This window comes from Rhizobium sp. S163, from assembly GCF_030380805.1.
Classification (GTDB): Bacteria; Pseudomonadota; Alphaproteobacteria; order Rhizobiales; family Rhizobiaceae; genus Rhizobium.
In genome coordinates this window covers 1059072-1072464 of record NZ_JAUDSA010000003.1, presented here as the reverse complement: position 1 = coordinate 1072464, position 13393 = coordinate 1059072, and the positions used below count along the sequence as shown (strand labels likewise).

Below are 13393 nucleotides of genomic sequence, written 5' to 3'. Positions count from 1 at the left end.
GTTCAGAGATCCTGTGCCAGTTGCTTGAGGAAGGCAGCGATGGTTTCTTCGTTGCGCTTGTAGAAGATCCACTGACCGACTCGGCGCGTGGTCACGAGATTGGCACGGCTGAGCGTGCCCAAGTGAGCGGAGACGGTCGATTGCGAGAGGCCGCAGCGTTCGAACTGGCTGGCGCAGACACCCATCTCGAGCGGGTGCTCCTGCGAAGAGAAATGCTCTTCGGGGTTCTTCAGCCAGTTCAGAATCTCCATCCGCTTGGGATGAGATATCGCTTTCAGGATTTCGTCGTTGTCCATCGTCGTTTGCCGAACCATAAATCGTTTCTGACCGATATATGGATCGACGATTTTCGATGTTCAAGACATGCGCGAGCGGCGCGTGCGATTTTTTCCGCGGTTAAATTTTAAGCAAAAAAAGAGGGCCACCGAATGAACGGGGCCCTTTAAGGTGTGAAGGTTATTCAACCTCCAGAGGGGAACAGCTAATGCAGCGGCACTGGGAGAGAACCGCCATGTGCATCAACTGAGTGCGATATGATGCTTTGACGGGCAGATTTCAATGCCCTTTTGCGCATGCCTGCTATGCAATGCAGCATTTTTTGCTGCGATGCGAAAAATTAGGGCAAATCAAGGCAAAAAAAGAGGGCCACCGAAAGCTCGGGGCCCTTTATAGGTATGAAGGTCTAAACCTCCAGAGGGGAACAGCTAATGCGGTGGAACTGGGAGGAAAAGCCACCGTGTGCATCAGCTGATGTTGATATGGTGTTTTAATGTGCAGCCGGCAACCAATTTTTGTGCATGTCAGGCATGCGTGCTCTGCACGGCTGCGAATTTCGTCGCAAAAACAGTTAGAAACTCCAGTTTCTGGCCTTGCTGACGATGAAGTCGCGGAAAGCCTTGAGCTTGGCGGCGTTCTTCATTTCGTCGGGATAGCAGAAATAGGTGTCGAAGGACGGCACGTCGGCGTTGATCGGCAGCTGAATCAGGCCCGGGTCGCGGCCGACGATATAGTCGGGCAGGCAGGCGACGCCCATGCCGAGAAGGCAGGCGCGCTTGATCGAGGTCTGGCTGTTGATCTGCAGGTGCGGAATGCGCTTGTTGTCCGACGAGCGGCCGGCGATTTCAAGCCAGTTCACGTCGAGCAAGTAGTTCGGCGCGGGTTCGCCGAAGGTGATGATTCGGTGATTGTCGAGATCCTCGACCGCCTGCGGCTCGCCATATCGGTTGATATAGGAGGGGGCCGCATAGACGTGCATGTGCACGGTAAACAGCTTGCGCTGAATGAGGTCGGATTGCTGCGGCTGGCGAAGACGAATCGCGCAGTCGGCGTAGCGCATGTTCACATCCACTTCCTCGTTGTCGAGGATGAGCTGGATCTGGACATCCGGATAGAGCTGCATGAACTCCTGGATCTTGTCCGTGAGCCAGCCCTGGCCGAGACCGACGGTCGTCGTGACACGGAGCTTACCCGACGGCGTTTCCGTCGTCTCGGTGAGCTGCATCTTCACGGTTTCGAGCTTCAGGAGCACGTCATGGGCGGTGCGGTAGAGCAGCTCGCCCTGTTCGGTGAGTATGAGGCCGCGGGCGTGGCGGTGGAACAGCTTGGTGCCGACATCCTGCTCCAGCGCGCTCACCTGACGGCTGATCGCGGATTGGGACAGGTGCAGCTTGTCGGCCGCGTGCGTGAACGAACCGGCTTCGGCAGCTGCGTGAAAGATACGCAGCTTGTCCCAGTCCAACGGCATTCCACCACCCCTCATGCCGATATTACTCCGCAGCTACGGCGACGGGCACAAGGCCCGTGAGATAACGTTCGGCCTCGAGCGCTGCCATGCAGCCCATGCCGGCGGCTGTGATCGCCTGGCGGAAGGTGTCGTCGGTGACATCGCCGGCCGCGTAAACGCCCTCGACCGAGGTCGCGGTCGAATCCGGCGCGGTCCAGAGGTAGCCGTTGTCCTTCAGCTTCAGCTTGCCCTTGAAGAGCTCGGTCGCCGGCGCATGGCCGATGGCCACGAAGACGCCGTCGATCGTGTGGTCGGCAACAGTGCCGGTGCGGGTGTCGCGCAGGCGAACGCCTGATACCGACGGCGGCATCGGCGGCTTGGCCGGCGCGCCGGTGATTTCGGCGATCTCGGTGTTCCAGAGGATCTTGACGTTCTCCTTGGCGAAGATGCGTTCCTGCAGGATCTTTTCCGAGCGGAAACTGTCGCGGCGATGCACGACCGTGACGGTCTTGGCGATGTTCGAGAGATACAGCGCTTCCTCGACGGCAGAGTTGCCGCCGCCAACCACGATCACGTCCTTGTTGCGATAGAAGAAGCCGTCGCAGGTGGCGCAGGCGGAAACGCCGAAGCCCTGGAAAGTCTGCTCGCTCTCGATGCCGAGCCACTTGGCCTTGGCGCCGGTGGCGATGATCAGCGTGTCGGCGGTCCAGACCTGGCCGCTATCGGTGCGGGCGACGAAGGGGCGCTGGTTCATCTCGACTTCGGTGACGATGTCGTTGACGATCTCGGCGCCAACGTGCTTGGCCTGCTGCAGCATCTGGTCCATCAGCCAGGGGCCCTGGATCGGATCGGCGAAGCCCGGATAGTTCTCGACATCCGTCGTGATCATCAGCTGTCCGCCTTGCTCCATCCCTGCAATCAGGACCGGCTTCAGCATCGCGCGTGCCGCATAGACGGCAGCGGTATAGCCGGCGGGGCCGGAACCGATGATGAGCACCTTGGTGTGGCGGGCGGACATGAGACTTCCTTTCAACTGGCTGGACGCGCTGGATATAAGGCGAATACGGCCATCACGCGTCCATGCGTTATTTATGAACGACCAATGCTTTTATTCAAGGGCAGCCTTGCGTTACCAACAAGGCATTCGGTGTGGATGTGCAAGATTCCGTCATCTCAGGGAAAGATTCTTGCGTATTGTGCCGCTTTATATAGAAGCTGGATTCACGATTTTAAAGAAAGGCACTCGCTTGGTTCGCGCTGAACTGGACGCCATCGATATCAAGATCTTGCGTGAGCTGCAGGCGGATGGACGCATGACCAACGTCGAGCTCGCCGACCGGGTCGGCATCTCGGCGCCGCCCTGTCTTCGGCGCGTGCGCAAGCTGGAAGAGTCCGGCGTCATCGAAGGCTACCATGCGATGCTGAACAGCCCGAAGCTGGGCTTCGATCTCGTCGCCTTCTGCATGGTCGGTCTCAAGCATCAGTCGGAAGCCAACCTCAAGGCGTTTGCCGCGGCGACGACACAGTGGCCGCTGGTGCGCCAGGCCTGGATGGTTTCGGGCGACAGCGACTTCCTGCTGCACTGCGTGGCTGAAAACCTGACGCGGTTCCAGGATTTCGTCATCGAGGTGCTGACCGCCAACGAGCATGTCGACACCGTGCGCACCATGCTGACGATCCGCCAGATCAAGAAGCTCGGATTGACCGAAGTCTGAGTTGTCTCAGCCGAGGCTGTCGTAGACGGCCTTCAGCTTCGTGGCTTCGCCTTCGATACGGAAGCTTTCCATAACATGCGTCGGGGCATTGGCGGCGAGCCGCGCCAGGCGGCTTTCATCATCCATGAGGTCCGAAACGGCCTTTGCCATCGCATCGAGATCGTCGCGGGCAATGAGCATGCCTGCGCCTTGGTCGCCCGTGGTGACGATCTCGGGAAAAGCGCCGACATCGGTTGCCACGACAGGCACGCCCGAGGCCATGGCTTCAAGCGGCGTCAGGCCGAAGCCTTCCCAGCGCTGCGGCGCGACGAAGAGATCGAGCGCGCGGTACCAGTCGTTGATGTTCGTATGCTCGCCGACGAAGAGGATGCGGTCTGAAAGGCCGGCGGCGGCGACCTTTGCCTTCAGGCCGTTTTCGAACTCGACATGCTGGGCCGTGGCGCGGCCGGCGATGATGGCGCTCCACTCAGGATGATCGGGGAGAAGCCGCAGCATGGTATCGACGAAGAGGTCGGTGCCCTTCTGGTGGCGGACGCGGCCGAAGCAGCCGGCGATCTTCTTGTCCGGGTCGAGGCCGCATTCACGCTTGGCCTGCGCCTTATCGGATGGAGGCGAGAAGCGGGCGGTGTCGATGCCGTGCAGGATGACGGTGCTTGGAACTTCCAGATAGTTCGCCGTCTTGCCCGAGGTCGCGATTACGGCGTCCATCTTCGAGACGAGGAACTTCGTCCAGCCGCTGTGCTTGCGCTGCGAGGCGGAGGTGAAGACGATCTTCAGCTTCATGCGCAGGAGGTCGCGCATGATGAGGGCAGGGAGCATTTCGATATTGCGGCGGGCGTGCCACACGCGGAAGGGCCGGGTCGAGGGTGCGCGCCATAGTTTTGAAAGGTCGCGGAAGCGGATATGCGGGATCGAGGCCGGCAGGCCCGGCCCGAGCGCCGCGATCTTCTGACCGAGCGCCCGCTGGACCGGGATAAGCTGGATGATCGTCGAGGTGACGCCTGACAGACGCTTCTTGAAGTTCGGCGCTATGATTTCGACGTCAGCGATATCAACGATGTGCGATCGGCCGCGATCCGCCAAGGTCCTCAGCCCCAGGTGATGGCCAGAACTTCGTAAGCCTTGGAGCCGCCGGGCGCGTTGACTTCGATGGAATCGCCGACTTCCTTGCCGATCAGCGCACGGGCGATCGGGGAGGAGATGGAGATGCGGCCGGCCTTCACGTCGGCTTCCTGGTCGCCGACGATCTGGTAGGTCTTCTCTTCCTCGGTGTCCTCATCGACGAGCTTCACCTTGGCGCCGAACTTGATCGTGCTGCCGGACATCTTGGAGAGGTCGATGACTTCGGCGCGCGCTGTCAGATCCTCGAGCTCGCCGATGCGGCCTTCGTTGTGGCTCTGGGCTTCCTTGGCGGCGTGGTACTCGGCGTTTTCCGAGAGGTCGCCGTGTGCGCGGGCCTCGGCAATCGCCTCGATGATTCGCGGGCGTTCTTCCTGCTGACGCCAGCGCAGCTCTTCCTGCAGCTTGACGAAACCACCCTGCGTCATCGGTACCTTATCAACCATTTTCTTGTCCTTCAGTCTTTGTGTCGGCTAGGCAGAGACACAAAAGAAAACAGGTCCCGAAGGGGAACTTCGGAACCATGCAAAAACTCTATCTGCTTCGTTTATAGCAGATTGCCTCCGTCGATTTCCAGAGAATTCGATGAAGCGACTTGCAACCCCTCATGGCTTTTCGCGTCAAACTTGAAAAACATCAATCGGAAGCGGCTTTTCTTGACTGTTAGTGATAGAACATATAGTGAACATAGGCATGAAGAAGTCACTCGAAGAGCGGTTGGCCATCCTCTCGGACGCGGCCAAATATGACGCCTCCTGCGCCTCCAGCGGAACCACCAAGCGCGATTCCGGCAAGAGCGGTGGGCTTGGTTCGACTGAAGGTGCGGGCATCTGCCATGCCTATACGCCGGATGGACGATGCATTTCGCTGCTCAAGATCCTGCTCACCAACTTCTGCATCTACGACTGTGCCTACTGCATCAACCGTTCATCCAGCAATGTGGAGCGGGCGCGGTTCACGCCCGAGGAGGTTATCTGGCTGACGCTGGAGTTCTACCGGCGCAATTATATCGAGGGGCTGTTCCTGTCCTCAGGGATCATCCGCTCCTCCGACCACACGATGGAAGAGATGGTGAGGATAGTGCGCGAGTTGCGCACCACGCATAATTTCCGGGGCTATATTCATCTGAAATCCATTCCCGAGGCGTCGGCGCATCTGATCGAGGAAGCCGGGCTCTATGCCGACCGTCTGTCGCTCAATATCGAGCTACCGACCGACCGCGGCATCGCGAAACTGGCGCCGGAAAAGAAGCCGGCCAGCATTCGCCGCTCGATGGGTGATCTCCGATTGAAGATCGAGGCGGCTTCCGAGCCGACGCTGCAGACCAAGCGGCGCAAGCGTTTCGTGCCGGGCGGGCAGAGTACGCAGATGATCGTCGGGGCCGACGGGGCCAATGATGCGACCATTCTCGGGACCAGCGCGCAGCTTTACGGAAGCTACGGGCTGAGGCGCGTCTATTACTCGGCCTTCAGCCCCATTCCCGACTCGTCGAAGAACCTACCGCTGATCAAGCCGCCGCTGATGCGTGAACACCGGCTCTATCAGGCCGACTGGCTCTATCGTTTCTATGGTTTTGGGATCGACGAGATCACGTCCTCGCAGGAGGGCGGCATGCTCGACCTCAATCTCGACCCGAAGCTTGCCTGGGCGCTCGGCAATCGCAACGACTTCCCCGTCGACATCAACAGGGCGCCGCGCGAGACCTTGCTTCGCGTGCCGGGGCTGGGGACGAAGACGGTAAAATCGATCCTGTCGGCGCGCCGTTTCAGAAGGCTGCGGATCGAGGACCTGACGCGGCTTGGCGTGTCGATCAAGAAGGTGCAGGCGTTCATCTCGGCCGAGGGCTGGTCGCCGCGCCGGCTGATCGACCGACCGGATCTGAGGGCGATGTTCGAGCCGAAGCCGGAACAATTGTCGTTGCTGTGATGATTACCGTGTTGCTGGAGGGCCGGGGGGAATTGGCCGAGTGGCGCGACGCGGCGCGGCGGCTGGCTGCCTCGGGTGTCGTGCCAGAGGAGATTGACTGGCGGGAGCGTCATCGCGAGACGGATCTGTTTGCCGCGCCTGAAGCGTCGTCGAAGCTGCCGGCGCTTGATGCTTCCAAACCGCTGACGGTGCCGCCCGCCTTTATCGGGCTTGCGGAGGCGGTGATCTGCCATAGCGATCCGATGCGCTTCTATCTGCTCTACCGGCTGCTCTGGCGGCTGCAGAGTGATCGGTCGCTGCTCGACGTCGCCTCGGACGAAGACGTGGCGCGGGCGCGGGCGATGGACAAGAGCGTTCGCCGCGACGCCCACAAGATGACGGCCTTCGTGCGCTTCAAGGAGGTGGGCTCGGGGATATCGCTCAATGGGCGGCGGAAGTTTCTCGCCTGGTTCGAGCCTGATCATCACATCGTCGCCCGCAAGGCGCCGTTCTTCCAGAAGCGGTTCAACGACATGGACTGGGTGATCGCGACGCCCAAAGGCTCGGCTGCCTGGGATGGCGAGAAGCTGACCGTCAGCCATGACCCTTGCGAGAAGCCCGATCTCACTGATCCGGCCGACCAGCTGTGGCGGACCTATTATGCCAACATCTTCAATCCGGCGCGTCTCAAGGTGAAGGCGATGCAGGCGGAAATGCCGAAGAAATACTGGAAGAACCTACCCGAGGCCGATCTCATTCCCGGCATGATCGCAGATGCGGAAAGCAAGGTTCTGACGATGGCGAAACGTCAGGCGAGCGAGCCACTGCCGTTTCACGACCGGCTCCAGGAAGCCGCGCGCCGGGTGCCCGCAGCGCCAAGAGCGCCGGTGGGCACGCTGGCGGCGCTGCGCGAGGACGCCGCCGTCTGCACCCGCTGTCCGCTGCACGAGAAGGCGACGCAGACGGTTTTCGGCGAAGGGCCTGAGAATGCGAACGTGATGTTCGTCGGTGAGCAGCCTGGAGATCAGGAGGATCTCGCCGGGCGGCCGTTTGTCGGGCCCGCGGGCAAGGTGTTCGATCAGGTGGCGGGCGAGGCGGGGATCGACCGGCAGTCGGTCTATGTGACCAATGCGGTGAAGCACTTCAAATACGAGCCGCGCGGCAAGCGCCGCATCCACCAGAGGCCGAATATGGGCGAGGTCACGCATTGTCGCTGGTGGCTCAATCTGGAGATCGAACTCATCAAGCCGAAGCTGATCGTCGCCATGGGCGCCACCGCGCTGACGGCGCTGACGGATACGAAGCACAAGCTGTCCGATATCCGAGGACAGCCGATCAGGATGGGGAAGGAACGAACACTGTTCGTCACCGTCCATCCGTCCTATCTGCTGCGCATTCCAGACGAGCGGCTGAAGGCGGAGGAGATGGTGCTGTTTCGGGCGGATATGGTGCGGGTGCGGGAGTTGATGGCCGGGATGGCTGCCTGACGATCGCTCGGTTTGCGAATTGCCATGGCGCTTCGGCGCGAATGTTGTAGCGTTGCCGGCAATGGCAATCGGGAGACCGTTTATGTTCGATCATGTGTCGATTGGTGTGAAGAGCCTTGAGAAGTCGCAGGCGTTCTACGATGCCGCGCTGGCGCCGCTCGGCTATGAGCGGTTGACGAATTTCGGCAATGTCAGCGGTTATGGCGCCGATCGGGTGGGGCTCTGGGTCGGCGAGGTGGCGCGGCCTGTGGCGCCTGATATGGAGTCTGGGCTGCATTTTTGCTTCGTGGCGCCGTCTGAAGAGTCCGTCGATGCGTTTTATGCGGCAGGCCTTGCCAATGGCGGAACCGACAATGGCGCGCCGGGCGTGCGGCCGGATTACAGCCAGTTCTACTATGCCGCCTTCGTCATCGATCCTGATGGGTATCGGCTCGAGGCCTATTTCAAGCGGCCGGAGTGATCGGAACCACCTCCGAATTTTCTGATGGTGGCGGGCCGTCGTTGCTCCAGGGCTCCGCCTCGAAGCGTAGGGGCAGGTTCGGCGGGGCGTAGGGCGGCGCTGTTGCCGATGACAATCGGTCGATGACGGATTGGTGCAGCGAGGCGCCGTCGGGGATGAAGCGGCGGTCGGCCAGCGGCAGGTAGATGCGCGTCGTGTCGCCACGCTTGCGCCAGGAGGTGATCGGCACCCGTCTCGGCACATATTCGAGCAGCTTCCACGCCCAGTTCATGGAGTCGTGCAGCGGTGCCGTCGGGGCCGGCCGGACATAGCTCTTCGTCGGATTGTCGCCATGGACGAGTTCGTTCACGGCGTCCTCGTTATAGGTGAGGCCGGTGCTTCGGGTCTCGGCTATCATCCAGGCGAGCGGTATCTTGATCGCCGCACTCTCCGCTTCCGGATAGCCGCCCCCGATATCGCCGTGAACACCTGAGAACCAGACTTCCTTCACATTCTGCGGGGGTGGTTTCGGTGGCTTGAAGGGGCCGCCCCAATAGTCCTGTCCCTGCCGCCATGGCAGCGGATTGAACATGGTTCGCCGCTCGTCGATGGCGAGCGCCTGGCGCACCACTTCGACGCTCGGATTGCGATCGGTGAAGGGAAGCGTCAGCAGCTGCGGGCGCCATTTGCCCCAGACGATGACCGAGGACACGGTGTCGAAGAGACCGAGCAGCTTGATCGGCGGGCGATCTGTCTTCAGCGCGCGCTCGTAGAGGCGCATGGTCTTGAAGGCCGAGGGCGCATCCCAATCGACATCGGCGGCATCCGCTCCGCCCTGTTGCTGCTCGCTTTCGGAGATGCCCTTGTAGGTGTTGTAGGCGTAGTCGATCAGGTTGACGTGGTATTTGCTCATCAGCCCGAGCGAATGGACGAAGCCTGCCAACACCCGCGCCGTATAGGCGCCGCGGCTGAAGCCGAAGATGTAGATGTTGTCGCGGTCCCGATACTCTTGATCGTCCCCCGGTTCGCCGGGCTCGTAATTGTCGACGAGGAAGCGGTAGGCCTCCTTGACGTTCTGGTCGAGGCCCCAGCCGGTTGCCAGGCCCCAGAGCTCGACCGTCTTGCGGTAGGCGTTGGACCATGCATTGGCGGCACCGAAGGTGCCGACGCCGGGATCGTAATAGACGATCTGTTTGTCGCTGCGGTCGAGAACGCCGAACAGCCTCAGAATATTGGTGCGGTCGGCGGAGATTTCGTTCGACGTGCCATCGAACAGAATGACGATATTCTTGCCCATCGATGCCCCTCACGTGTGGGCACATCGTAACATGATCGCGAAGGGTTTGAAATCTCAGGTGGATTGTCGCGTTTTGCGACACTTCGGCGTGTTGTGACAGTGGCTTCGTACGCCGGAAAAGCCGGCCGTGAAGGGTCACGGCCGGCCTTGATGTCTTAGGCGAAGTAGCTCTGCAGCGGGCGAACCTCGAGGTTGCCGGCCTTCAGCGCCTTGATCGCCTGGGCGGCTGCCTCGGCGCCGGCCATGGTGGTGTAATAAGGCACCTTCTGCATCAGCGTCGCGCGGCGCAGCGACTTGGAGTCGGAGATCGCCTTGTTGCTATCGGTCGTGTTGATGACCAGCTGGACCTGACGGTTGCGGATGGCGTCCTCGATGTGCGGACGGCCCTCGAGCACCTTGTTGATCTTCACGGCCTCGATGCCGTTTTCGGCGAGGAAGCGGGCGGTGCCGCCGGTGGCCAGAACCTTGAAGCCCTGTTCGACCAGCATGCGGATCGCGGGAAGGACGCGCGGCTTGTCGTCGTCGCGTACCGATACGAAGACCGTTCCGTCACGCGGCAGTTCGACGCTGGCGCCGAGCTGCGACTTGGCGAAGGCCAGTGCGAAATCGGTGTCGAGGCCGATGACTTCGCCGGTCGAGCGCATTTCCGGGCCGAGCAGCGTGTCGACGCCGGGGAAGCGGGCGAACGGGAAGACGGCTTCCTTGACGGCGATGTGCTTCAGGTTGCGCGGGTCCGGCTTCTCTCCGTAGGCGGCAAACAGCGGATCGAGCTTTTCGCCGGCCATGGCGCGGGCGGCGATCTTGGCGATCGGGGCGCCGATGGTCTTGGCGACGAAGGGAACGGTACGCGAGGCGCGCGGGTTCACTTCGAGCACGTAGACGGTGCCGTCCTTGATGGCGAACTGCACGTTCATCAGGCCGACGACGTTGAGAGCCTTGGCCATCGACTTCGCCTGACGCTCGAGTTCGTCGATCATCTCGGGCGAGAGCGTGCGCGGGGGCAGCGAGCAAGCCGAGTCACCGGAGTGAATGCCGGCTTCCTCGATATGCTCCATGATGCCGGCGATGAAGGCGTCCTTGCCGTCGGAGAGGCAGTCGACGTCGACTTCGATGGCGTTCGACAGGTAGCTGTCGAAGAGCAGCGGGTTCTTGCCGAGCAGCGTGTTGATCTGGCCGGTCTTGTCGTTCGGGTAGCGCTGCTTGATGTCCTCAGGCACCAGCTCCGGAACGGTGTCGAGCAGGTAGGTCTGCAGCATGCTCTCGTTGTGGATGATCTGCATGGCGCGGCCACCCAGAACGTAGGACGGGCGAACGACCAGCGGGAAGCCGATTTCGGTGGCGACCAGGCGAGCCTGTTCGACCGAGTAGGCGATGCCGTTGTTCGGCTGTGTCAGGTCGAGCTTGATCAGGAGCTTCTGGAAGCGATCGCGGTCTTCGGCGAGGTCGATCATGTCGGGCGCGGTGCCGAGGATCGGGATGCCGTTCTTTTCCAGCGCTTCGGCTAGCTTCAGCGGGGTCTGGCCGCCGAACTGCACGATGACGCCGACGACTTCGCCCTTTTCCTGCTCAGCGCGCAGGATTTCGATCACGTCTTCGGCCGTCAGCGGCTCGAAGTAGAGGCGATCGGAGGTGTCGTAGTCGGTCGAGACCGTTTCCGGGTTGCAGTTGATCATGATGGCTTCATAGCCGGCGTCGCGCAGGGCGAATGCGGCATGGCAGCAGCAATAGTCGAACTCGATGCCCTGGCCGATACGGTTCGGACCGCCGCCGAGGATGACGACCTTCTTGCGGTCGGAGATTTCGGCCTCCGAGCGGGCGGCGCCGACAAAGGGCGTCTCGTAGCTCGAATACATGTAGGCGGTCGGCGAGGCGAATTCGGCGGCGCAGGTGTCGATACGCTTGAAGACCGGTCGGACGTTCAGCGAATTACGCAGTTCGGCCACTTCCTTCGGGCGCTTGCCGGAGAGGGTTGCGAGACGGGCGTCGGAGAAGCCCATGGCCTTCAGCGTGCGCAGGTTTGCGGCATCGGTGGGCAGGCCGTGTTCGCGAACGCGGGCTTCCATGTCGATGATCGCCTTGAACTGGGCGATGAACCACGGGTCGATCTTGCAGCCTTCGTGCACTTCTTCTGGGCTCATGCCCATGCGCAGCGCCTGGGCGACCATGCGCAGGCGATCCGGCGTCGGCGTGCCGATGGCGGCGCGGATGGCGTTCTGGCTGCCTTCGCCTTCCTCGACGCCGGGGATTTCGATTTCGTCGAGGCCGGTGAGGCCCGTTTCGAGGCCGCGCAGCGCCTTCTGCAGCGATTCGGCGAAGGTGCGGCCGATTGCCATGACTTCGCCGACCGACTTCATTGCGGTGGTCAGAACCGGCGAGGCGCCCGGGAACTTCTCGAATGCAAAACGCGGGATCTTGGTGACGACGTAGTCGATCGACGGCTCGAACGAGGCAGGCGTCGCACCGCCGGTGATGTCGTTGTCGAGTTCGTCGAGCGTGTAGCCGATGGCGAGCTTGGCGGCGACCTTGGCGATCGGGAAGCCGGTGGCCTTCGATGCGAGAGCCGAGGAGCGCGAGACGCGCGGGTTCATCTCGATGACGACGAGGCGGCCGTCCTTCGGGTTGACGGCGAACTGGACGTTCGAACCGCCGGTTTCAACGCCGATCTCGCGCAGAACCGCGATCGAGGCGTTGCGCATCATCTGGTATTCCTTGTCGGTCAGCGTCAGTGCCGGCGCGACGGTGATGGAATCGCCCGTGTGGACGCCCATCGGGTCGATGTTTTCGATCGAGCAGATGATGATGCAATTGTCCGCCTTATCGCGGACGACTTCCATTTCATATTCCTTCCAGCCGAGAACCGATTCCTCGATCAGGACTTCCGTCGTCGGCGAGGCATCGAGGCCGCCGCCGATGATCTCGAAGAACTCCGAGCGGTTATAGGCAATGCCGCCGCCGGTGCCGCCCATGGTGAAGGAGGGGCGGATGATGGCGGGCAGGCCGACGACGTCGATCGCCTGGGCGGCAATCGCCATGGCGTGGCTGATGTAGCGCTGCTTGCGGTCGGTCTCGCCGAGGTTCCACTGGTTTTCCAGCGCGTCGAGCGCCTTGTCGAGCTCTGCGCCCGAGAGGCTTTCCTTCAGCTTGTTGCGCTCGGCTTCATGCGTCTTGCGGTCGGCATCCTTGATGTCGGTGGCGTTGGCGAGCATCGAACGCGGGGTTTCGAGGCCGATGCGGTCCATGGCTTCGCGGAACAGGGCGCGGTCCTCAGCCATGTCGATGGCGGCCGGCTTGGCGCCGATCATCTCGACATTGTAACGGTCGAGAACGCCCATACGCTTGAGAGAAAGCGCGGTGTTGAGCGCGGTCTGGCCGCCCATGGTCGGCAGCAGCGCGTCGGGGCGCTCCTTGGCGATGATCTTGGCGACGACCTCAGGGGTGATCGGCTCGACATAGGTTGCGTCGGCGAGACCCGGGTCGGTCATGATCGTGGCCGGGTTGGAGTTGACGAGGATGACGCGGTAGCCTTCCTCCTTCAGCGCCTTGCAGGCCTGGGTGCCGGAATAGTCGAATTCGCATGCCTGGCCAATGACGATCGGTCCTGCGCCGATGATGAGGATCGATTTGATATCTTGGCGCTTCGGCATGGGCTTTTTTCCGTTTCCTAGCTGCGCAGAAAGCCGGCCAGGGTGGGAGGCACCGGCCGGGTCG

General features: G+C 61.7%; 11 protein-coding genes. 4 read left to right on the top strand and 7 right to left on the bottom strand.

Features of this window, described 5'->3' with window-relative positions; translation table 11 throughout:
- Positions 1–2: 2 nt before the first annotated feature.
- From QTL96_RS05485 to trxB, 3 genes are all read right to left on the bottom strand, one after another.
- Entirely contained in the window at positions 3–296 is a 294-nt protein-coding gene (locus tag QTL96_RS05485; RefSeq protein WP_047506019.1) for a metalloregulator ArsR/SmtB family transcription factor, read from the bottom strand.
- A 551-nt stretch (positions 297–847) separates the two neighbouring features.
- Positions 848–1744 carry a LysR family transcriptional regulator VtlR gene (locus tag QTL96_RS05480; protein WP_018897426.1) on the bottom strand — a complete coding sequence of 299 codons (897 nt, stop codon included), beginning with the start codon at positions 1742–1744 and terminating at the stop codon, positions 848–850.
- A gap of 22 nt (positions 1745–1766) precedes the next feature.
- Complete coding sequence (trxB, locus tag QTL96_RS05475) at positions 1767–2741, bottom strand: thioredoxin-disulfide reductase (protein WP_047506017.1); 975 nt, start codon at positions 2739–2741, stop codon at positions 1767–1769.
- 229 nt (positions 2742–2970) lie between these two features.
- Here trxB and QTL96_RS05470 point away from each other — a divergent pair, with 229 nt between their 5' ends.
- Positions 2971–3438 carry an Lrp/AsnC family transcriptional regulator gene (locus QTL96_RS05470; protein ID WP_018897428.1) on the top strand — a complete coding sequence of 156 codons (468 nt, stop codon included), beginning with the start codon at positions 2971–2973 and terminating at the stop codon, positions 3436–3438.
- Positions 3439–3444: 6 nt separating this feature from the next.
- Here QTL96_RS05470 and QTL96_RS05465 read toward each other — a convergent pair whose 3' ends face one another.
- Together QTL96_RS05465 and greA are read right to left on the bottom strand one after the other, a co-directional pair.
- Positions 3445–4497 (bottom strand): glycosyltransferase family 4 protein, encoded by a 1053-nt coding sequence (locus QTL96_RS05465; RefSeq protein ID WP_289727179.1) that lies wholly within the window; start codon positions 4495–4497, stop codon positions 3445–3447.
- A 29-nt stretch (positions 4498–4526) separates the two neighbouring features.
- Positions 4527–5003, bottom strand: a complete 477-nt coding sequence (greA, locus tag QTL96_RS05460) for a transcription elongation factor GreA (protein WP_018897430.1) — start codon at positions 5001–5003, stop codon at positions 4527–4529.
- A gap of 247 nt (positions 5004–5250) precedes the next feature.
- On the opposite strand from greA, the gene QTL96_RS05455 reads away from it, so the two are divergent.
- From QTL96_RS05455 to QTL96_RS05445, 3 genes are all read left to right on the top strand, one after another.
- Positions 5251–6483, top strand: coding sequence for a putative DNA modification/repair radical SAM protein (locus tag QTL96_RS05455; RefSeq protein ID WP_289726977.1), 1233 nt, complete (start codon positions 5251–5253; stop codon positions 6481–6483).
- Complete coding sequence (locus QTL96_RS05450; protein WP_289726976.1) at positions 6483–7949, top strand: UdgX family uracil-DNA binding protein; 1467 nt, start codon at positions 6483–6485, stop codon at positions 7947–7949. Before QTL96_RS05455 ends, QTL96_RS05450 begins: the two co-directional genes overlap by 1 nt.
- A gap of 82 nt (positions 7950–8031) precedes the next feature.
- A complete protein-coding gene (locus QTL96_RS05445; RefSeq protein WP_283194206.1) occupies positions 8032–8409 on the top strand; it encodes a VOC family protein in 378 nt (125 codons plus the stop codon).
- Here the strand turns inward: QTL96_RS05445 and QTL96_RS05440 are convergent.
- Both QTL96_RS05440 and carB read right to left on the bottom strand, forming a co-directional pair.
- Positions 8393–9685 (bottom strand): DUF2235 domain-containing protein, encoded by a 1293-nt coding sequence (locus QTL96_RS05440; RefSeq protein WP_289726975.1) that lies wholly within the window; start codon positions 9683–9685, stop codon positions 8393–8395. The genes QTL96_RS05445 and QTL96_RS05440 overlap by 17 nt on opposite strands.
- A gap of 155 nt (positions 9686–9840) precedes the next feature.
- The gene (gene carB, locus QTL96_RS05435; RefSeq protein ID WP_047506004.1) at positions 9841–13329 is read right to left on the bottom strand and encodes a carbamoyl-phosphate synthase large subunit; all 3489 of its coding nucleotides are present in this window, start codon (positions 13327–13329) and stop codon (positions 9841–9843) included.
- Positions 13330–13393 lie beyond the last annotated feature (64 nt).

Coding starts and splice junctions, on each gene's coding strand:
- QTL96_RS05485 (WP_047506019.1), bottom strand. CDS start 296: ATGGACAACGACGAAATCCTGAAAGCGATATCTCATCCCAAGCGGATG.
- QTL96_RS05480 (WP_018897426.1), bottom strand. CDS start 1,744: ATGCCGTTGGACTGGGACAAGCTGCGTATCTTTCACGCAGCTGCCGAA.
- trxB (WP_047506017.1), bottom strand. CDS start 2,741: ATGTCCGCCCGCCACACCAAGGTGCTCATCATCGGTTCCGGCCCCGCC.
- greA (WP_018897430.1), bottom strand. CDS start 5,003: ATGGTTGATAAGGTACCGATGACGCAGGGTGGTTTCGTCAAGCTGCAG.
- QTL96_RS05455 (WP_289726977.1), top strand. CDS start 5,251: ATGAAGAAGTCACTCGAAGAGCGGTTGGCCATCCTCTCGGACGCGGCC.
- QTL96_RS05450 (WP_289726976.1), top strand. CDS start 6,483: ATGATTACCGTGTTGCTGGAGGGCCGGGGGGAATTGGCCGAGTGGCGC.
- QTL96_RS05445 (WP_283194206.1), top strand. CDS start 8,032: ATGTTCGATCATGTGTCGATTGGTGTGAAGAGCCTTGAGAAGTCGCAG.
- QTL96_RS05440 (WP_289726975.1), bottom strand. CDS start 9,685: ATGGGCAAGAATATCGTCATTCTGTTCGATGGCACGTCGAACGAAATC.
- carB (WP_047506004.1), bottom strand. CDS start 13,329: ATGCCGAAGCGCCAAGATATCAAATCGATCCTCATCATCGGCGCAGGA.